General features: G+C 58.8%; 21 protein-coding genes. 11 read left to right on the forward strand and 10 right to left on the reverse strand.

The features are described from left to right. Position 1 precedes the first annotated feature (1 nt). Genes ppc through C5F52_RS12415 form a run of 3 tightly spaced genes read left to right on the forward strand, consistent with a single transcriptional unit; the run spans position 2 to position 5,005 of the window. The gene (ppc, locus tag C5F52_RS12405) at positions 2-2,893 is read left to right on the forward strand and encodes a phosphoenolpyruvate carboxylase (RefSeq protein ID WP_104798679.1); all 2,892 of its coding nucleotides are present in this window, start codon (positions 2-4) and stop codon (positions 2,891-2,893) included. A 31-nt stretch (positions 2,894-2,924) separates the two neighbouring features. Next, positions 2,925-3,614, forward strand: coding sequence for a response regulator transcription factor (locus tag C5F52_RS12410; RefSeq protein ID WP_104798680.1), 690 nt, complete (start codon positions 2,925-2,927; stop codon positions 3,612-3,614). Continuing rightward, positions 3,611-5,005, forward strand: a complete 1,395-nt coding sequence (locus C5F52_RS12415) for a sensor histidine kinase (RefSeq protein ID WP_104798681.1) — start codon at positions 3,611-3,613, stop codon at positions 5,003-5,005. The genes C5F52_RS12410 and C5F52_RS12415 overlap by 4 nt, the downstream gene beginning before the upstream one ends. 7 nt (positions 5,006-5,012) lie before the next feature. Here the strand turns inward: C5F52_RS12415 and C5F52_RS12420 are convergent, their stop codons facing one another. From C5F52_RS12420 to C5F52_RS12440, 5 genes are all read right to left on the reverse strand, one after another. Next, positions 5,013-6,086 (reverse strand): ABC transporter ATP-binding protein, encoded by a 1,074-nt coding sequence (locus C5F52_RS12420; protein WP_104798682.1) that lies wholly within the window; start codon positions 6,084-6,086, stop codon positions 5,013-5,015. 11 nt (positions 6,087-6,097) lie between these two features. Then, positions 6,098-6,967, reverse strand: coding sequence for a carbohydrate ABC transporter permease (locus C5F52_RS12425; protein WP_104798683.1), 870 nt, complete (start codon positions 6,965-6,967; stop codon positions 6,098-6,100). Then, the gene (locus tag C5F52_RS12430; protein WP_104798684.1) at positions 6,957-7,838 is read right to left on the reverse strand and encodes a carbohydrate ABC transporter permease; all 882 of its coding nucleotides are present in this window, start codon (positions 7,836-7,838) and stop codon (positions 6,957-6,959) included. The genes C5F52_RS12425 and C5F52_RS12430 overlap by 11 nt, the downstream gene beginning before the upstream one ends. Before the next feature lie 82 nt (positions 7,839-7,920). After that, positions 7,921-9,135, reverse strand: a complete 1,215-nt coding sequence (locus C5F52_RS12435) for a carbohydrate porin (protein WP_104798685.1) — start codon at positions 9,133-9,135, stop codon at positions 7,921-7,923. Between the two features lie 45 nt (positions 9,136-9,180). Then, a complete protein-coding gene (locus C5F52_RS12440; protein ID WP_104798686.1) occupies positions 9,181-10,428 on the reverse strand; it encodes an ABC transporter substrate-binding protein in 1,248 nt (415 codons plus the stop codon). Between the two features lie 125 nt (positions 10,429-10,553). On the opposite strand from C5F52_RS12440, the gene fabG reads away from it, so the two are divergent. Genes fabG through C5F52_RS12460 form a run of 4 tightly spaced genes read left to right on the forward strand, consistent with a single transcriptional unit; the run spans position 10,554 to position 13,150 of the window. Continuing rightward, entirely contained in the window at positions 10,554-11,321 is a 768-nt protein-coding gene (gene fabG / locus C5F52_RS12445; RefSeq protein WP_104798687.1) for a 3-oxoacyl-ACP reductase FabG, read from the forward strand. Continuing rightward, positions 11,318-11,911 (forward strand): chromate transporter, encoded by a 594-nt coding sequence (locus C5F52_RS12450; RefSeq protein ID WP_104798688.1) that lies wholly within the window; start codon positions 11,318-11,320, stop codon positions 11,909-11,911. The genes fabG and C5F52_RS12450 overlap by 4 nt, the downstream gene beginning before the upstream one ends. Then, positions 11,908-12,504: a chromate transporter gene (locus C5F52_RS12455; protein WP_104798689.1), complete on the forward strand. Its 597-nt coding sequence runs from the start codon at positions 11,908-11,910 to the stop codon at positions 12,502-12,504. Before C5F52_RS12450 ends, C5F52_RS12455 begins: the two co-directional genes overlap by 4 nt. A 1-nt stretch (position 12,505) precedes the next feature. Next, positions 12,506-13,150: a nucleoside/nucleotide kinase family protein gene (locus C5F52_RS12460; protein WP_104798690.1), complete on the forward strand. Its 645-nt coding sequence runs from the start codon at positions 12,506-12,508 to the stop codon at positions 13,148-13,150. 29 nt (positions 13,151-13,179) lie between these two features. On the opposite strand, the gene rlmB is transcribed toward C5F52_RS12460, so the two are convergent. Then, the gene (rlmB, locus tag C5F52_RS12465) at positions 13,180-13,929 is read right to left on the reverse strand and encodes a 23S rRNA (guanosine(2251)-2'-O)-methyltransferase RlmB (RefSeq protein WP_104798691.1); all 750 of its coding nucleotides are present in this window, start codon (positions 13,927-13,929) and stop codon (positions 13,180-13,182) included. 181 nt (positions 13,930-14,110) lie between these two features. On the opposite strand from rlmB, the gene C5F52_RS12470 reads away from it, so the two are divergent. Both C5F52_RS12470 and C5F52_RS30415 read left to right on the forward strand, forming a co-directional pair. Continuing rightward, complete coding sequence (locus C5F52_RS12470) at positions 14,111-14,350, forward strand: helix-turn-helix transcriptional regulator (RefSeq protein WP_104798767.1); 240 nt, start codon at positions 14,111-14,113, stop codon at positions 14,348-14,350. Next, positions 14,347-14,478: a HipA N-terminal domain-containing protein gene (locus tag C5F52_RS30415; RefSeq protein ID WP_369952032.1), complete on the forward strand. Its 132-nt coding sequence runs from the start codon at positions 14,347-14,349 to the stop codon at positions 14,476-14,478. The genes C5F52_RS12470 and C5F52_RS30415 overlap by 4 nt, the downstream gene beginning before the upstream one ends. A gap of 37 nt (positions 14,479-14,515) precedes the next feature. On the opposite strand, the gene C5F52_RS12475 is transcribed toward C5F52_RS30415, so the two are convergent. After that, positions 14,516-15,232 (reverse strand): ABC transporter ATP-binding protein, encoded by a 717-nt coding sequence (locus C5F52_RS12475; protein ID WP_104798692.1) that lies wholly within the window; start codon positions 15,230-15,232, stop codon positions 14,516-14,518. 190 nt (positions 15,233-15,422) lie between these two features. Here C5F52_RS12475 and C5F52_RS12480 point away from each other — a divergent pair, with 190 nt between their 5' ends. Further along, complete coding sequence (locus C5F52_RS12480) at positions 15,423-16,013, forward strand: arylesterase (RefSeq protein ID WP_201747011.1); 591 nt, start codon at positions 15,423-15,425, stop codon at positions 16,011-16,013. A gap of 9 nt (positions 16,014-16,022) precedes the next feature. Continuing rightward, on the forward strand, positions 16,023-17,096 hold the full coding sequence (mnmH, locus tag C5F52_RS12485; protein WP_104798693.1) for a tRNA 2-selenouridine(34) synthase MnmH: 1,074 nt from the start codon (positions 16,023-16,025) through the stop codon (positions 17,094-17,096). On the opposite strand, the gene C5F52_RS12490 is transcribed toward mnmH, so the two are convergent. The 3 genes from C5F52_RS12490 to C5F52_RS12500 form a co-directional block, all read right to left on the reverse strand. Continuing rightward, on the reverse strand, positions 17,085-17,882 hold the full coding sequence (locus C5F52_RS12490; RefSeq protein WP_104798694.1) for a DUF2189 domain-containing protein: 798 nt from the start codon (positions 17,880-17,882) through the stop codon (positions 17,085-17,087). The two genes, mnmH and C5F52_RS12490, sit on opposite strands and share 12 nt — an antisense overlap. A gap of 19 nt (positions 17,883-17,901) precedes the next feature. Beyond that, complete coding sequence (locus tag C5F52_RS12495; protein ID WP_104798695.1) at positions 17,902-19,119, reverse strand: PLP-dependent transferase; 1,218 nt, start codon at positions 19,117-19,119, stop codon at positions 17,902-17,904. Positions 19,120-19,219: 100 nt separating this feature from the next. Continuing rightward, positions 19,220-19,744, reverse strand: a complete 525-nt coding sequence (locus C5F52_RS12500) for a phosphoribosyltransferase (protein ID WP_104798696.1) — start codon at positions 19,742-19,744, stop codon at positions 19,220-19,222. Positions 19,745-19,771 lie beyond the last annotated feature (27 nt).

Below are 19,771 nucleotides of genomic sequence, written 5' to 3' on the forward strand. Positions count from 1 at the left end.
CATGACTGACAAAACCCCTTCAGCCAAAGCCAAACTGTCTGCCGCTGCACGCGCCACACAAATCGCCAAAAACAATGAGCGTCCGCTGGTCGAAGACATTCGCCTGTTGGGCCGCATTTTGGGCGACGTGATTCGCGAGCAAGAAGGCCGCGAGTCGTACGAGTTGGTCGAGCAAGTGCGCAAACTCTCGGTCGCCTTTCGCCGCGATGCCGACGCCGACGCCGACAAAGCGCTCAAAAAACTACTCGCCTCGCTCAGCGGCGAAGCCACCGTCAGCGTGATTCGCGCCTTCACCTACTTCAGCCACTTGGCCAACTTGGCCGAAGACCGCCACCACATTCGCCGCCGCGCCATCCACGAGCGCGCGGGTGACACGCAAGAAGGCAGCTTGTCGGTGGCACTGAGCCGACTCAAAGCAGCGGGCATCGCGCCGAAAAGCATTGTGCAAACGCTGGCACACAGCCATGTGTCGCCCGTGCTCACCGCCCACCCCACCGAGGTGCAGCGCAAGAGCATCTTGGACGCCGAGCGTGGCATTGCCGTGCTGCTGGGTGAGCGCGATGACATCCAATCTCGCGCCCTGCCGCAGGCCAGCGCCAAATCCAAAACCGTGCCCGACGCTTTGGCCCTGCGCGAGTTGGCCGCCAACGAACTGCAAATTCGCGCCCGCGTGTTGCAACTGTGGCAAACGCGCCTGTTGCGCTTCACCAAACTCACCGTGTCTGACGAGATTGAAAACGCGCTGAGCTACTACGAAGCCACGTTCTTGAGCGAAATTCCCAAGCTCTACGCCGACCTCGAAGCCGAGTTGGGCCACGCCCATGTGCACAGCTTTTTGCGCATGGGGCAATGGATTGGCGGCGACCGCGATGGCAACCCCAACGTCAACGCCGACACCCTGCACTACGCCCTGCGTCGCCAAGCCGATGTGGCGCTGCGCCACTACCTGACCGAGTTGCATTACTTGGGCACCGAGTTGTCCATGTCTGCCATGCTGGTCGATGTCACGCCCGAGATGCAAGCCTTGGCCGAACGCTCGCCCGACACCAACGCCCACCGCCAAGACGAGCCCTACCGCCGCGCTTTGACCGGCATGTACGCCCGTTTGGCCGCCACGCTCAAAGACCTCACCGGTGGCGACGCCGCACGCCACGCTGTGGCGCCGCAAAACCCCTACGCTTCGGCCCAAGACTTGTTGGCTGACTTGCGCGTGATTGCCGAGTCCCTGCAAGCGCAACACGGCAGCGCCTTGATGGCGCAACGCCTCACGCCGCTCATGCGCGCGGTCGAGGTATTTGGCTTTCACCTCGCCACCGTGGACTTGCGCCAAAGCTCTGACCAACACGAGTTGGTCATCGCTGAATTGCTGGCCACCGCAGGTGTGCAAGCGCACTACGCCAAGCTCAACGAAGAACAACGCGTAGCGGTGCTGACGCAGTTGCTGCGCGACGCCCGCCCCCTGCGCGTCATGGGCGCGCCCTACTCAGACCTGGCCCGCAAAGAACTGGCCATTTTTGAAACCGCTCGTGACATGCGCGCTGCCTTTGGCGCCGACGCCATTCGCCACTACATCATCAGCCACACCGAAACCGTGAGCGACTTGCTGGAAGTGTTGTTGCTGCAAAAAGAAACCGGCTTGATGCGCGGCACCTTGGACCACAAAACCTCCACCTGCGATTTGGTGGTGGTGCCCTTGTTCGAAACCATCGACGACTTGCGCCGTGCCGCCGACATCATGGGCGGCTTCTATGCCGTGCCGGGCGTGGCCGATTTGGTCAAACGCAGCGGTGCCGAGCAAGACATCATGTTGGGCTATTCGGACAGCAACAAAGACGGCGGCATCTTCACCAGCAACTGGGAGCTGTACCGCGCCGAGATTGCTTTGGTCGCTTTGTTCGATGGCTTGTTCAAACAACACGACATCACCTTGCGCATGTTCCACGGCCGTGGCGGCACCGTGGGTCGCGGCGGCGGCCCCAGCTACCAAGCCATTTTGGCCCAGCCCCCCGGCACCGTGCGTGGCCAAATTCGACTGACCGAGCAAGGCGAAGTGATTGGCTCCAAATACGCCAACCCCGAAATTGGTCGACGCAATTTAGAAACTTTGGTGGCCGCCACACTCGAAGCCACGATGCTGCAAACCACCAAGCCCGCACCCCAAACCTTTTTGGATGCCGCGCAATGGCTGTCCGAAGCGAGCATGAAGGCCTACCGTGGCTTGGTGTACGACACACCCGGCTTCACCGAGTACTTCTTTGCCTCCACCCCGCTGCGTGAAATTGCCGAGCTCAACATCGGTTCGCGCCCCGCCAGTCGCCCCAAAGAAGGCCAAGCCTCGCCACGCATTGAAGACTTGCGCGCCATTCCTTGGGGCTTCAGCTGGGGCCAATGCCGCCTGACTTTGCCCGGTTGGTTGGGCTTTGGCTCGGCGGTGGACCAGTTCATCCACCACCACCCCACGCTCAGGCCCAAAGACGCGCTGGCTTTGCTGCAAAAAATGCAACGTCAGTGGCCGTTTTTCCGCTCACTGCTCTCCAACCTCGACATGGTCTTGGCCAAGAGCGATTTGGGCTTGGCCTCGCGCTACGCCGAGTTGGTCAGCGACACGCGCTTGCGCAAAAAGATCTTTGCCTTGATCGAAACCGAGTGGCACCGCACCTCCGACGCGCTCAAACAAGTCACGGGTGACAAACAGCGCTTGGTCAACAACGCAGCGCTGGAGCGCTCTATGCGCCACCGCTTCCCCTACATCGACCCGCTGCACCATTTGCAAGTCGAGCTGATTCGCCGCTACCGGGCAGGCTTGCGCCCGCAAGACCGCGATGAGAAAGCCCAACGCGGCATTCACATCTCCATCAACGGCATTGCCGCTGGTTTGCGCAACACGGGCTAAACCCAGCGCTGGGTGCGGTAAATTAGCCCCTATGGCCCATTTACTGATTGTTGAAGACGACGACTTGCTGCGTGACGGCTTGACGGACCTGTTTCGCCAAGCCGGTCACACCGTGGACCACTGCGCAGACGGCCTCAGCGCACAAACGCTGTTGAGCGACCTCGTGGTTGACGCCGTACTGCTCGACTTGGGACTGCCCAAACTCGACGGCATGGCCTTGCTGAAATGGCTGCGACTTCGCTTCGAAAGCCTGCCCGTGATGATCTTGACCGCGCGCGACGGCGTGGACGACCGCGTCGAAGGCTTGATGGCTGGCGCCGACGACTACCTCACCAAACCCTTCAACAACGCCGAGCTCAGCGCCCGCATGCAAGCCCTGCTGCGCCGCGCCCGATTGCCCGCTTTTCAAAGCAGCGTGGTTGACGACCACGACACCAAACAGGCGCTGGAGATTGACCCCGACCTGCCACGCATGCGCATCAACGGCCATGCCACCGACTTGACGCAGCGCGAGTGGGAACTGCTGCGCTTGCTGCACCAACGCCTCAACCAAGTGGTGAGCCGCGACGATGTGGCCGCCGCGTGGCAAAGCGAATCGGCAGAGCCGACAGCGTCGAATGCGCTGGAGGTGTATATCCACCGCCTGCGCCGCAAGCTCAATGGCTCTGGCCTGAACATTCGCAACGTGCGCGGCTTGGGCTACATGCTGGAACCGGTGTGAGCCAACCCAGCTTGTCGTTGCGCCGCCAGTTGTTGCTCTGGCTGCTGTTGCCCCAACTGGTGCTGTGGTTGGGCGGCGGTGCGCTGACCTACCGCATTGCACGCAATTACGCAGAAAAAGGCTTGGACCAATCGCTGTCGCAGTCGGTGCGCTCGTTGGCACGCCAAGTCAAACCGCTGGGATCGGGCCTGTTGGTGGACTTTCCACGCGCAGCGCAAGCCATCATCGAAGAAGACCCAGCAGATCGCGTGAGCTACATGGTGTCCTCACCGCCCGGCAAGTTTTTGCTCGGCAACCAAGCGTTTCCCGAGCCACCCAACACAAGCGCGCCAGTGAATGCCCCCGACGCGCCCGTGTTTTATCGCATGGAACTCGCGGGCAAGCCCATGCGCGCCGTGTCTTTAGAAGTGGCCTACGGTGACGCTGAAACCCCGCAGCGCTTGCGTGTGCAGTTGGCCAAAAGTTATGTCGCGCGCGAGCGCATTGCCGAAGAACTGGTGGCTGATTTGCTGGCCCCACTGCTGCTCTTGGGCGTGGTGCTGAGCATCTTGGTGTACGCCGGTATCAAACGGGGCATGGCGCCGCTGACCAAGCTTGAAAAGCAACTGCAAGAACGCTCGGTGTCTGAACTCACGCCCTTGGAGCTGACCACCGCCCCGACCGAAGTGCATGCGTTGGTGGCCTCGATCAACCGCTTGCTGCTGGCTGTGCGACGCAATGTGAGCCAAGAAAAGCGCTTCATCAACGATGCGGCCCACCAACTGCGCACGCCCTTGGCTGGGCTGATCAACCAAACCGATTTGGCGCTGGGCGAGCCCGATGCCTCCTTGCTCAAAGCGCGATTGCACAAAGTGCATGCTGGCGCCCAACGCAGCGCGCACTTGGTCAACCAACTGCTGGCCTTGGCGCGCAGTGGCACCGAAGTGCCCATGACGCGTTTGGATGTGGCCAGCCTTGCCCAAGATGTGGCGCGCGAACTGAGCCCACGCGCCGTGGCGCTGAAGGTCGATTTAGGCTACGAAGGCGATGCCCATGTTTGGGTGAATGGCTCGGTGCTGCTGCTGCGCGAAGCCATCACCAACGTGATCGACAACGCGCTGCGCTACGGGGCCGTGGGCGTTGCGCCAGGCAGCGACCCGACCATCACGGTGTCGGTCCGCCAACACGCACACACCTGCGTGCTGGCCATTGAAGACAACGGACTGGGTTTGAGCGATGCACAACGCGAGCAAGCCTTTGAACGCTTTTGGCGCGCCAATGAACTGCCAGGTGGCTGCGGCCTCGGCTTGTCCATCGTGCAAGAAATTGCGCGTCGCCATGGCGGCGAAGCGCGCGTGCTGCCGGTGCAGCCGCAGGGCTTGCGGGTTGAGCTCACGCTCAACGTCGCTTAAACCAGCCTTAAGCCACCCGCAAACCAGAGGCTTGGTCGAACCAAGTGACGTGCTCGACTTGAATGCCCAAACCCACGTTGTCGCCGGGGCGGACTTGGGTTTGCGGCGCGGTACGCACGGTGACCTTGCCAGCGGCTGTGTCGACCACCACAAAGGTGTCAGCACCTGTGGGCTCCACCAAATTCACCACGCCGCGCCAAGGCGCTGCGTCGTCAAAGCTCAGGTGCTCGGGACGCAAGCCCAACAGCGTTGCGCTGCCCGCATGCGTGGGCGCTGTCAGTGCCAACTGAGCGCCTGCAATGTCAAAAGCAGCGCCCCCGTTGGCGGACACGCGGCCTTCGATCAAGTTCATCGTGGGTGAACCAATGAACGTGGCCACGTAGGTGTTGGCAGGTCGGTTGTAAATTTCGTCTGGCGTGCCCAGCTGTTGCAGCACGCCGCCCTTCATCACCGCGATGCGGCTGCCCAAGGTCATGGCTTCGACTTGGTCATGCGTCACATACACGCTGGTGATGCCGCTGAGCTGGTGCAAGCGTTTGATTTCGGCACGCATCTCCACGCGCAGCTTGGCGTCGAGGTTAGACAGGGGTTCGTCAAACAAGAACAGCTGTGGGTTACGCGCCAAGGCACGACCCATGGCCACGCGCTGACGCTGACCACCTGAGAGTTGCGAGGGGCGACGGTCCAGCAAATGCTCAATCTGCAACATGGCGGCCACTTCGGCAATGCGCGCTTGACGCTCGGCCTTGGGCACTTTGCGGATTTCGAGGGCAAAGCCAATGTTCTCGGCCACGCTCATCGTGGGGTACAGCGCGTAGCTCTGAAACACCATCGCAATGTCGCGCTGCGCGGGCGGCACGCCGACCACGTTTTTGTTGCCAATCGAGATGCTGCCTTCGGTGGGCTCTTCCAAACCCGCAATGATGTTGAGCAAGGTGGACTTGCCGCAGCCCGAGGGGCCAACCAAAATCAAGAACTCACCGGGGGCCACGTCGATGTCGATGCGTTTGAGCACCTCCACCGTGTTGTCGCCCTTGCCAAAACACTTGCGGATGCCGCGAATTTCTAATGCTGAAGACATAGTCGTTCCTCTTAACCTTTGACAGCGCCGGCGGTGAGGCCGCGCACAAAATATCGTCCTGCCAGCACATACACCAGCATGGTGGGCAAGCCCGCAATCAACGCAGCCGCCATGTCCACGTTGTAGGCTTTGACGCTGCTGGTGGTGTTGGCCAAATTGTTCAAGCCCACGGTGATGGGCTTGGAGTCGGCGCCGCTGAAGGCCACGCCAAACAAGAAGTCGTTCCAGATTTGGGTGAATTGCCAAATCAAAGTGACCATGACAATCGGCGTGGACATGGGCACGATGATGCGGAAAAAGATCATCCAAAAACCCGCACCGTCCATGCGCGCTGCATTCATCAAGTCTTTGGGAATGCCCGCGTAATAGTTGCGGAAAAACAAGGTGGTGCTGGGCAAACCCGCCAACAAGTGGACCAAGATCAAGCCGCCGATGGAGCTCGACATTCCCAACCAACCCAGCACTTGGCTCATGGGCAACAACACCACTTGGAACGGCATGAACACGCCAAACAACAGCAAGGCAAACAAGGTCTCGCTGCCGCGAAATTTCCACAAACTCAGCACATAGCCGTTGAGCGCGCCCCACGTGGTGGAGATCAAGACCGCAGGTACCGCCATCCACACCGAGTTCCAAAAGAAGGGCTCTAGGCCCGAGCATTGGGCGCCGGTACAGGCCGAGTCCCACGCCAAACGCCAGGCCTCAAAGTTCAAGGCACCGGGCAAGCTGACCAAGCTGTTTTGACGAATTTCTTCGGCGTCTTTGAGCGAGGTCACCAGCATCACATAGAGCGGCGCCAAGAAGAACACAGCGCCCACGAGCAAGGTGACATAGAGCAAAGCACGCCACAGCGTTTGCGCAGAAAAGAACTTAGTGCTCATGGTTTTTGCTCCGCAATTCGCTGTAGAGATAAGGCACGACCAAGGCAGCCACGGTGGCCAACATCATGGTCGCGCTGGCCGCGCCCAAGCCAATTTGTCCACGCGTAAAACTCATGGCGTACATGAAGGTGGCGGGTACATCGGTGGCGTAGCCAGGGCCACCCGAAGTGAGCGCCATGATCAGATCAAAGCTCTTGATGGCCAGATGCGAGAGCACCATCAAGGTCGAGAAAAACACGGGACGCAACGCGGGCAACACGATGCGCCAATAAATACGTGGCAACGAAGCGCCGTCAATCTGCGCCGCTTTGATGATGCTGTCGTCAATGCCGCGCAAGCCCGCCAAAAACAAGGCCATGGCAAAACCTGCCGACTGCCACACACCGGCAATCACCACGCAGTAAATGGCCATGTCGCTCTCGACCCGCCAACTGAAACTGAAGCTGCTCCAGCCCCAGTCGTGCATGAGTTTTTCAAGGCCCATGCTGGGGTTGAGCAACCACTTCCACGCCGTGCCCGTGACCACAAACGACAAGGCCATGGGGTACAGATACACGGTGCGAATGAAGCCTTCGGCGCGCACTTTTTGGTCTAACAAGACCGCCAAAAAGACGCCCAAGGCCATGGCACCAGCGACGTAGCCAATGCCGAAAATAGCGAGGTTTTTCAGGGCGACCCACCAGCGGTCCATCTCCCACAACTTGGCGTACTGCGCCAAACCGACCAACTCGTAGTTGGGCAACATGCGCGAGACGGTGACCGACAACACGCCGTTCCAAATCATGAACCCGTAGATGAACGCAAACCCCAGCACCAAGCCGGGAGCAACCACCATTTTGGGAATCAGCGCTTCTAAGCGATGCTTTTGCATCTTGAGCCTTTGTGATGTTTCAAAAAAGAGAGAAGGGGTTGCCCCCTTCTCTCACCCTCGTCTGTTCAAAACCAAGGTCGATTTACCACCAAACTTCGTATTGGACACCAGCCAAGGTTTGGTTTTTGCGGTTGTTGGTTCCAAACGTACCTTCACCTGCTCCGCCATTGTTGGCATCCGCTGCTGCTTGGTTCCAGTTCGCCTTGGTCACGTAGAAACGCAACTCAGGACGTGACCAGAAATCAGGCGACATGGCGATGGTGGGCGCAATCGTGATTTTGTTCAAACGCTGTGACTGAGCACCATCGCTAAATGAACGCGACGTGGTACCAGCTTCAACCAACATCTTGAAGTTCTTGGTGTACGCGTAGCTGATACGACCGCCCAAAGAGGTGTCTTTGATAGTTTGCGTTGCAGCTGGATCATCCGACTTGGTGGTTTGGTAACCCACAATCGCTTGACCACCGAAACGGCCTGATTGCCAGTTGATGGAATCAGCGATGCGGTTGGTTTTCTTGCCATACACCGTGGTCGAGCTGATGTCACCAAAACGGCCGTTGATGTTGGCGTAGCCGCTGGAGGTTTGCAAGAACACGCTGTTGGTCAAACCGGCCATGCCGAAATTCGACTGGTTGTGGTTGATGGTCAAACCAGAACCGCCGCTGCTCTTCAAGCCAGAGGTGGTCACTGAAGTCAACAACACACGCACTTTGCCGCCGGGGTTGGTGTTGATCTCAGAAATGTCAACGTTGAGTTTGTTGGCAGAGGTGCCGACGGTCATCTTTTTGTCGAATGTGTCGCCGGTTTGCAAAGCGGCCCCCACCTTGACACCACCCACAGACAGGTCGGTGAAACCTGATCCTTGGTTGACGCCGTAGTCCATCAAGAAATGGTCAACGATGTGAACGTCTTGAATACGGAGGCGGCGTTGACCGGCCCAAATCTTGGCTTCGGGTGCAAAGCTCAAGCCCGAGACTTCGACGAAGGCTTGTTCTGTGCCCACATTGCCATCATTCCACTTGGTGGGCATGTAGTCGAGCTTGTACTTCACGCCATCCACTTCAAAAGTTTTGGCGATGTTGACTTCCACACCGTAGTCACCTTCGTTGCCCAAACGGTACTTTTGCAAATCGCCGCCAAGGGTCAAGCCACCTTTGATTTGTTGGTCTTTGTTGTAGCTGTACACGCCACCGCCACGGCTGTAGCCGGTGACTTCAACACCGCCCACATCTGCGGCGAAAGCCGTGGCGCTCAAGCAGCACAGTGCAGCTGCGGCGCAGGTTAGTTTCATTTTCATAGTTGTCTCTCAGGAGTTTTAAAAATCAACAGTCTTGTCTGTTGCTTATTTGGTCGCAGCGGCTGCAACGAGGCGTTTTTGACCATCGTCGATGCTGATCTTGTCGTCGTTCCAGAACTGGCTGACCAAATCTTTGATGGCGCCTTCCGTGGCTGGCGAGATGGCCATGCCGTGGGCAACCGAGGGGACCAAGCCGCCGGTCTTGGCGGTGTCCACGAAGTCTTTGCTGGAGAGCTTGGCGCAGTCGTCGAACTTGGCCATGGACATGTTCAAGCGCACGGGGATGGAGCCCTTGTTCAGGTTGAACACCTCTTGGAAGTCGGTGCTCATGATGGCGGCAGCCAAGTCGCCTTGGGCTTTTTGAGCACTGGCGTCTTTCAGTTTGAACATGGCAAACGAATCGACGTTGAAGGTGTACGACTTGGCCGTGCCAGGAGCGGCTGCGCACAAGAAGTCTTTGCCTGGCTTTTTACCGGCCGCGACAAACTCGCCCTTGGCCCAGTCACCCATGAATTGGAAGCCTGCCTTGCCTTGCATGACCATGGCGGTGGCCAAGTTCCAATCGCGACCTGGGGAGGCGGCATCGGTGTAGCCCTTGATCTTGCGGAAAGTTTCCAAGGACTTTGTCATCGTGGCGCTGTTCAACGCTTTGGGGTCGAGCTTGACCAAGGCGTCTTGGTAAAACTTGGCGCCGCCCACACCCAACACCACCGACTCAAAGGTGGTGAAGTCTTGCCAGTTTTGGCCACCGTGGGCCACGGCGATGAAGCCCGCTTTTTTGATTTTTTCGGCAGCGGCAAAGAACTCGTCATAGTTGGCGGGCATGGTGGCCACGCCTGCTTTTTTCAGCACGTCGGGGTTCGCCCACATCCAGTTCACGCGGTGCACGTTGACAGGTGCGGCCACGTAGCTGCCTTTGTATTTCATGACATTGGCCACGACTTGGGGCAACAAGCTGTCCCACTTTTCGTCTTTGGCGACGCTGTCGAGGTTGGCCAACACACCCTCTTGCGCCCACTCTTGAATGGCAGGGCCTTTGATTTGCGCAGCGGCTGGGGGGTTGCCCGAGACCACACGGCTCTTCAACACGGTCATCGCGTTGTCACCACCGCCGCCGGCGACCGCAAAGTCTTTCCAGCTGTGACCTTTGGACGACATGATTTTTTTCAGTTCAGCGGCCGATTTGGCCTCGCCGCCTGAAGTCCAGTAATGCAACACTTCCACTTCGCCAGCCACAGCGGCCGACACAGACACAGCGGCCACACAGGCCAGAACGATTTGGTTGAATTTCATGGGTTTGTCTCTCGGTTTGAGTTAGAGGGCTCAAGCGTTGGTCTTGAGTGCGTTAATTATTCATTAATTAATTAAACAAAGTTCTAAGGATTTTCCCTAGAAGGTGGGCAAATTACACTGAGTGCATGAACACCTCCACACCACACACCGCCCAAAGACTGGCTGGAAAAGTCAGCATCATCACAGGCGCCGCACAAGGCATTGGCTTGGCAACCGCCCTCAAATTTGCCCATGAAGGCGCCATCGTGGTGCTGTGCGATGTGAAGCAAGCCGCCGTCGACGCGGCGGTGGCGCAGTGCCAAGCCACAGGCGCTGAAGCCGTGGGCTTTGTGGTCGACGTGACCCAGCGCGACATGGTGGATGGCGCCGTCAAAGCGGTGATGGAGCAGTTTGGCCGCATCGATGTGCTGGTGAACAACGCTGGCATCACCCAAGACGCGCGCTTGCAAAAGATGACTTTGGAGCAGTTCGACCGCGTGATCGACGTCAACTTGCGCGGCGTTTTCCATTGCGCACAAGCCGTCACCGACACGATGGTGGCGCAAGGCAGCGGCGTGATTTTGAATGCCTCCTCGGTCGTGGGCATTTACGGCAACTTTGGCCAAACCAACTACGCCGCCACCAAGTTTGGCGTCATCGGATTTACCAAAACCTGGAGCCGTGAACTGGGGCCCAAAGGCATCCGTGTGAATGCGGTCGCGCCCGGCTTCATCGCCACGCCCATCTTGGATTCGATGCCCGAGAAAGTAATCGAAGACATGGTGAGCCGCGTGCCCTTGAAACGCTTGGGCCGCGCTGAAGACATTGCCAACGTCTACGCCTTTTTGGCCAGCGACGAGGCCGCTTATGTCAACGGCGCCGTGCTGGAAGTCTCAGGCGGCATGACGGTATGAGCGACACGCAGCAGCCGCTCACGGACAAGCACACGCCACGCAACAAGACAGATTTGTTTGTCTCCTTCACCCTGCTCGCGTTGCAGGGTTTTGGCGGTGTGTTGGCGGTGGTGCAACGCGAGTTGGTCGACAAAAAGAAATGGCTCACACTGGATGAGTTTGTGGAAGATTGGGCGGTTGCGCAAATCTTGCCTGGCCCCAACGTGGTCAACCTCTCGCTGATGATTGGCGGACGCGCCTTTGGCTTGCCCGGTGCGCTGGCTGCCCTAGCGGGCCTGCTGTTGGCGCCAACGGTATTGGTGCTGCTGATTGCCGCGGCCGTGGCGGGCGTGTCCGATACGCCCATCGCGCAAAGCATGCTGCGTGGCATGGGCGCGGTCTCGGCGGGCTTGATTGCGGCGGTGGGCATCAAGCTCATGGGCGCCTTGAAAAACAACCCCATGGGCCAGTTCAGCTGCCTCGGCATTGCCGCCCTCACCTTTGTCGGCATTGCGTTGTTTCGCTTGCCTTTGGCGTGGGTGCTGCTGAGTTTGGGGCCGCTTGCCAGCCTGTGGGCCAGCCACTGCATCGCGCAGCGGGGTGAGGCATGACCATCGTTTTGACCTTGGCCGATTGGTGGTCTCTGTTTTTGCACTTCGTGTCGCTCTCGCTGCTGGCCGTGGGCGGCGCCATCACCACCGCGCCGGATATTCACCGTTACTTGGTCGATGAAACCCATTGGCTGAGTGACACGCAGTTCACCTCGTCCATCGCTTTGGCGCAAGGCGCGCCTGGGCCCAATGTGATGTTTGTGGCCTTGATGGGCTGGAACGTGGGCCTCAACGCCGCAGGCGGCTTGGCGGCGGGTTGGCCCGCTGTGGGCTTGGCGTTGTGGGGCGTGCTGATCACCATGGTGGGCATCATGATTCCCTCGGCCACCCTCACCTTTGTGGCCACGCAATGGGCGCACCGCAACCGCGAACTTCGCGCCGTGAAAGCTTTCAAGGCGGGCATGGCCCCCATCGTGATTGCGCTGTTGATAGCCACCGGTTGGTTGCTGACCGGTAACCACGAAAACCCCGCACACGACTGGCCGCTGTGGGCCTTGACGGGAGCCACCACGCTGATCGTCTGGAAAACCAAAACGCACTTACTGCTGCTGCTTGGCTTTGGCGCTTTGCTGGGGGCCATGGGATGGATTTGAGATGGATTTGAGCCCCAAGCGCCCCACACTTCCCGCGATGTATCAGCAGCGCATCGAGGCTTTGCTGGCCAGCGGAACGCGCCGCATGGTGGGTTTGGTCGGGGCACCCGGCGCGGGCAAATCGACTTTGGCGCAAGTGCTGGCGTCGCAATGGCCTGCGCACATTCAAGTGGTGCCCATGGACGGGTTTCACTTGGCCAATGTGGAGCTCGAACGGTTGGGACGCAAGCAGCGCAAAGGCGCACCAGACACGTTTGACGCGTTTGGCTTTGTCGCCTTGCTCCAACGGCTGCGCACACAGGCAGACGATGAGGTGGTTTACGCACCGAGCTATGAACGCACCCTAGAAGAAGGCATCGCAGGCGCCATCGCCGTACACGCCAAGACGCCGCTGCTCGTGGTGGAAGGCAACTATTTACTGCTCGACGATGCCCCTTGGAACCGAGTGCAAGCGCTGCTGGATGAAACGTGGTTTGTCGATGTGCCGCAAGACCTGCGCGTGGGCCGCCTGACCCAACGCCACCAGCAATTTGGCCGCAGCGCACAAGACGCTGCCGATTGGGTGCAACACACCGACGAACCCAATGCACGGCGCATTGAAGCGGCCAAAGCCAAGGCCAATGTGATGTTTCGCTGGGAAAGCTAAACGACGCGGTGAGGCTTAGGCGATTGCGCTTAAGCGACCGTACGTTGGCGGCGCGCTTCGTACAAGCACACACCGCTGGCCACCGACACGTTCAAGCTCTCCACCGCACCCGACATGGGGATGCTGATGAGCTCGTCACACGTCTTGCGGGTGAGTTGACGCATGCCGTCACCCTCGGCCCCCAGCACCAAAGCGGTAGGACCTTTGAGGTCCACTTGGTACAAGGTTTTGGGCGCATCGTCGCTGGTGCCGATGATCCAAATGTTGCGTTCTTTCAGTTCGTTCAAGGTGCGCGCCAAGTTGGTCACCATGAAATACGGCACAGTTTCCGCTGCACCGCTGGCCACTTTGGCCACTGTGGCGTTGATGCCCACGGCGTGGTCTTTGGGCGCAATAACCGCATGGGCACCGGCGCCGTCGGCCACGCGCAAGCACGCGCCAAGGTTGTGCGGGTCGGTCACGCCGTCGAGCACCAAAATCAAAGGCGACTCAATTTTCTCGATGCCTTCCAGCAACTCGTCCAACGAATGCACCATCTTGATTTCGGTGACACGCGCCGCCACGCCTTGGTGGCCGTGCCCGCCTGAGAGCTTGGCCAAACGCGGGCCATCGGCCTCGATCAAGCGAATACCGGCCTCGTTGGCGCGGTCAATGAACTGGCGCATACGCGCATCGCGGCGTGTGGGGTCGAAGTAGATTTCGATGACGGATTGCGGCGCTGTTTTAACGCGCACGCCAACGGCGTGAAAGCCGAAGAGAACTTTGGGGGCTGAAGACATGGGGCTGATTATCCCTTGGTGGTATTGGCGTTCTAGGCACTGCACCTTTAATAAAATTTCCCGATAGGTGTATTTTGAAGAAACAAAATTAGTTTCTAATATTTATTTCCCGATCGGGTTATTCAATTGCGTAGCGGCAGAAATTACCTCATAATTTACCGAACGGGAAACTATGAACACCATGACAACGATCAAATCACCACAAACGCTCGGCGAAACGCTTCGTGCTGCACGCAAGGGGCTTGGGCTAACGCAACCAAAGTTGGCGCTTGCCGCTGGCGTCGGTGTGCGGTTTATCGTCGATCTTGAAGCCGGAAAACCAACCGTTCGGCTAGATGCAGTGATGCGCGTGATTGAGGCGCTGGGCGGTGTGATTCGCATAGAGGGCTTGCCCTCCTCTGGCAATGAGGTATCGACATGACGCATCAATTAGCGGTCTGGTTATTCACCACGCCTATTGGCACATTGACGTTGGTCAATGAACGACTGAGCTTCACGTACATGCCTGAATGGCTGCGCGCTCACGATTCAACGTTTATCTTTCAGTGAAAGTTTTATTCGCACCGATCTGATGACCTAGAAAAAATCACCCCTTCACCTGCCCCGCCTCAATCGTGATCGCCCGATCACATTTGGCAGCGAGCTTCAAATCGTGCGTCACCAACACCAGCGTGGTGCCCAATTCCTTGTTCAAGGCAAACATCAAATCCATGATGCGCTCGCCGCTGGCGTGGTCCAAGCTGCCAGTGGGCTCGTCGGCCAGCAGTAGTGCGGGTTTGACGACAAAGGCGCGGGCCAAGGCCACGCGTTGTTGTTCGCCGCCCGACAGCACTTTGGGGTAATGGCCCAAGCGCTCACCCAAGCCCACGCGCTCCAACATGTCTTTGGCGGCGGCACGCGGGTTGGGCAGGCCTGCCAGCTCCAACGGCAGCATGACGTTTTCGAGTGCGGTCATGTTGCCCAGCAGCTGAAAGCTTTGAAATACAAAGCCCACTTGCCGCGCCCGCAAGGCGGCACGTTGGTCTTCGTTCAAACGGAAGATGTCCACATCGCCCAGCCAAACGCTGCCTTGACTGGGCGTGTCCAAGCCCGCCATGATGGCCAGCAAAGTGCTTTTGCCCGAGCCCGAGGCGCCCACGATGGCCAGCGATTGCTGTGGGGCCAAGGTGAAATCGATATCGCGGAGAATGTCGAGTGTGCCCGTAGCGTCTTGGACCGACTTAAACAAGTGCGAGACGGCGATCAAGGGCGACACCGCAGCAGGTGTGTGTGCAGATGGATTTTCTAAAGAGGATGTGGTCATGAAGCGCGATGGGATGTGGAGACGCGACTTTAACTTGGGCGCACTGGCCGCTGGCTTGACGGGGCTTTTGGGCCTGCGCGCAGCGTCGGCGCAAACCAACGTGATCTCGTCTCGGGGCGAAGGCATGGATGGCGACGTGATCTCCACCGACCCACGCCGTCGCCGCGCCCCAAGCCCTTATGCCAACGCCATGAACAACGCGGTGCCTCCGCCCGGATCGGCCCCTGCGGCCACCATTTTGGTGCTGGGTGACTCGCTGAGCGCCGAATACGGGATCCCACGCGGCAAAGGCTGGGTGGCGCTGCTGACAGAAAAACTACAAGCCGAGCGGCCCGATGTGCGCGTGGTCAATGCCAGCATCAGCGGCGACACCACGGCAGGTGGTCGCTCTCGCCTGCCCGCCATGCTGGACCAACTGCGTCCCGTGCAAGTGGTGATTGAACTCGGTGGCAATGACGCGCTGCGTGGCCTCGACCTCAACAGCACACAAAACAACCTCGAAGCCATGATTCAAGCCTGCCGTGCCGTCAACGCCCGCGTGGTGTTGGTCGGCATGCAAATCCCTCCCAACTACGGGCCCGACTACGGCAACAAGTTTTCGGCCATGTTCACCAACCTTGCCAAAAAACACCAAACGGGTCTGGTGCCGTTTTTCCTCAAAGGCATCGCAGATGCACCAGACGCCGCCAACCAATTTCAACCCGATCGCATTCACCCTCGCGAGACGGCGCACCCCCGCATGCTCAGCAATGTGTGGCCCGAAATCAAAAAGAACCTATAAGGCATCGCAGTGAGCGTTCATTTCATCTCGGCGCAAGACGCCATGGCCCGCATGGCCACGCCACTGGGCGAGCCAGGCGGTTTCAGCACCATCATCGATGCACGCAGCGAAGACGAGTACGCGCTCGACCACCTGCCCGGCGCCGTCAACTGGCCTTCGTTGAACAACGAAGAGCGCATCTTTGTGGGCACCATGTACAAGCAAGTCAATGCGTTTGAAGCACAAAAACATGGTGCAGCACTGGTGGCGGCCAACATTGCACGGCACATTCAGCGCGAGGTGTTGGCGCTGCCCAAAAGTTGGCAGCCGCTCATTTACTGCTGGCGTGGTGGCAAGCGCAGCGGCTCGCTGTCGATGGTGTTAGGGCAAATTGGTTTCAAAATTCACCTGATCGAAGGCGGCTACAAAGCCTTCCGTGCGGCCATCGTGGAAGACATCCCGAAACGCGTGGCGCCGCTGCAATTCAAAGTGATCTCGGGCCCCACAGGCTCCGGAAAAACACGACTGCTCTCCGCCTTGGCCGCCGAAGGTGCCCAAGTGCTGGACTTGGAAGAGTTGGCCAGCCACCGCAGCTCGGTGCTCGGCCACATCCCCGGCCAACCACAACCCAGCCAAAAACGCTTCGACACCTTGGTGTGGCAAGCCCTGCGCAGCTTTGACCCCACGCGCCCCGTGTTCGTGGAATCGGAAAGCCGCAAAGTGGGCAATTTGTCGATCCCTGAATCGCTGATGCTCGCCATGCGCGACAGCCCGTGTTTTGAGTTGCAACTCAGCTTGGATGAACGCGTGGCCTTGCTGATGGAAGACTACAACTTCTTTGTGAAAGACCACGACTTGTTCTGCCACCGCTTGGATGCGTTGGTGGCCATTCGCGGTAAAGCGGTGGTGGATGCGTGGAAAGAACAAATTCACACCGGCCACATCGAAGACGTGGTGCGCGACCTGCTGGTGCTGCACTACGACCCCACCTACGCCTCGTCGATGGTGCGCAACTTCACCCAAACCGACACAGCCACCGCGTGTGTGGCTGCCGACCGTCACGCAGAAAGTCTGCGTGACGTGGCACGTGTTTTACTGAGCTGACTCGCGCGTGCCTGCGGTCACTCGCACGGACGCACGGTAAGCGTGCCAGCTGGCGAACCCCAGCCAAGGCCCCACGAGCAGCAAGCCCGCCGCAGAGGGCCACAACGCCAGCACAGACAAAGCGACGATGAGCAAGCCCCAAAACACAGACACGGCGGTGTTGTCCACAAACACACGCAAGCTGGTGATGCAGGCGGTGATGGCATCGGTGTCGCGGTCCAAAATCATGGGGATGGAGACCATCATGCTGGCGAACACCAGCCCTGCAAAGAAGCCGCCCACGCAGATGTAGGCCACGATGAACTCCCAGTTTTGAGGGTTGAACACCGCCTCCAAAACTGTGGCCGTGGTGGGCATACCGCCTGTGTTGAAAAACACGGCGAACACCACCAACGACGCCCGCCCCCACAGCAACTCCATCACGATCATGACCATGATGAGCATGCCCATGCTGCGAATGTGTGACTCCCAGCAGGTGAGCGAACTGCCCATGCTTGCAGGCTCGCCGCGCTCCATGTGCATGCTGACGTCATAAAGCCCCATCGCCAAAAACGGCCCCACCAACAAACAGCCCGACACGGCAGACAAGGTGTACTCAGGATTGCTTTTGAACACGGCCAACAAAATGAGCGCCATGAGCCAGAACGAAAAACCGTAAAACAAAGAAATCAAAGGCTGTGAAGCCATGTCACGCAAACCCATCCAAAGCCAGCGCAAAGGATCGCTGAAACGAAGGGGGTTGATGTCAATGCGGTCGTGTGCTTCTTCGGGTACCAGTTGCTGCATGTCTCACCTTCTCTTGTTTTTAAGCTTGCAAACTTGCGACGCGCAATGCCCGCGCGATGTCGTTTTGTAAATCTCGGACGTCTTCGAGCCCGATACACAAGCGCACCACCCGACCGGGCTTCAAATGCGCGGTGGCCCGATGGCGGCTAGAGGCCATGTTGTAGGGCATCACCAAACTCATGGGCCCGCCCCAGCTGTAGCCAATCTTGAACAGCTGCAAAGCATCGCAAAACGCATCCACCTGTTTGGCCGTAAAACGCGCGTCCATCACCACGCTGAAAATACCTGCGGCCAAACCTTCGGGCTCGCTTGGCGTCACACACAGCTGCTGCCAATGCGCGTGACCGGGGGCACCGCTTAGCGCGGGATGCAGCACTTGGCTGAAGGCGGGCTGTGTGGCACACCACGCGGCCAACGTGCGTGCTGCCATGTCTTGCGCCTTGTACCGCAAGGGCAAGCTGGGCAATGCACGCAACACGGCCTCAGCGTCGTTGGCACCCACGCCCGTGCCCAAACGCATGTGGCTGAGCTTCAACACACGCGCCAGTTCATCGCTGCGGGTGACGATGCTGCCCATCAACACATCACCACCGCCGCTGGGGTATTTGGTGAGCGCGTGGATGGTCAGGTCAACGCCAAGCTCGCCCTGCCCTGGCGTCAGGTCAAACGCGTTGAACGCCAAGCCTGCGCCCCAGGTGTTGTCGAGCGCGCACAGCACGCCACGCGCTTTGCACAGCTGCACCAAAGCCACGAGGTCGGGAAACTCCATCGTCACCGAGCCCGCCGCTTCAAGCCACACCAAACGCGTGCGCGGTGTGATGCGTGCGGCCAAGTCGTTCACATCCAACGCGTCGTACACCTGATGCGTGATGCCAAACTGCGCCAACTCGCCTTCAGCCAAGGACTTGTTGGGCGCATAGGCGTTATCAGGAATCAACACCTCGTCGCCCGCTTTGAGCAGCGCGAAATCCACATGCGCAATCGCCGCCAAACCGCTGGGTGTGAGAAGACAATGCGTGCCGCCCTCTAACGTGGCCAAGCGCTCTTCCAATGTGAATGTGGTGGGCGTGCCGTGCAAGCCGTAGGTGTAAGCCGACTTGTCCATCCACTCGCGTGTGCGCATGGCAGCCACGTTGGGAAAAATCACCGTCGAGGCTTTGAACACCCCCACCTGTGGCGCTTCAAATTCGGCGGGGGGTTGGTAGGGGTGATGAATGAGATCGGTGCTGCGTGACATGCACACATATTACCTACGCTGAGTCACCCAAAAATCAAAATAACGACAGGCATAAAAAAACTCCGCACGGTGGCGGAGTTTTTTCTTGAAGCGCGAAAGATTAAACCTTCCACTTCTCCAACAAAGCCGCTGGGCGCATGTTGTCATACGGCTCAAACGGTTGGTGAATCCATGGGTTGGTGGGCAAGTAGTCCACCGAGTAGTCAGGCTTGAAGGCCGACACGCCTTTGGTCCAGATCACAGAGGTACGCAGCTCAGTGATGGGGGCGTAGTTGTTTTTGAGTTGGTCGACCACCGCCTTGAGGGTGTGGCCAGTGTCAGCCAAATCGTCCACCAACAACACCTTGCCAGCGATTTCGCCTTTGGGGGTGGTGATGAAACGGGCGATGTCCAAGTGACCTTGCACCGTGCCTGCATCAGCGCGGTACGAGCTGGTGGACATGATGGCCAAGGGCTTGTCAAAAATACGCGACAAGATGTCGCCTGGGCGCATGCCGCCACGGGCCAAACACAGGATGGTGTCGAATTCCCAGCCAGATTGGTGAATCTTGATGGCGAGTTTTTCAATCAGGTTGTGGTACTCGTCGTACGAAACGTACAGGTGTTTGCCGTCTTCGGTCAACATATCAATGGTCCTTCAAAATAAAACTGA

The organism is Limnohabitans sp. TS-CS-82, assembly GCF_002943475.1.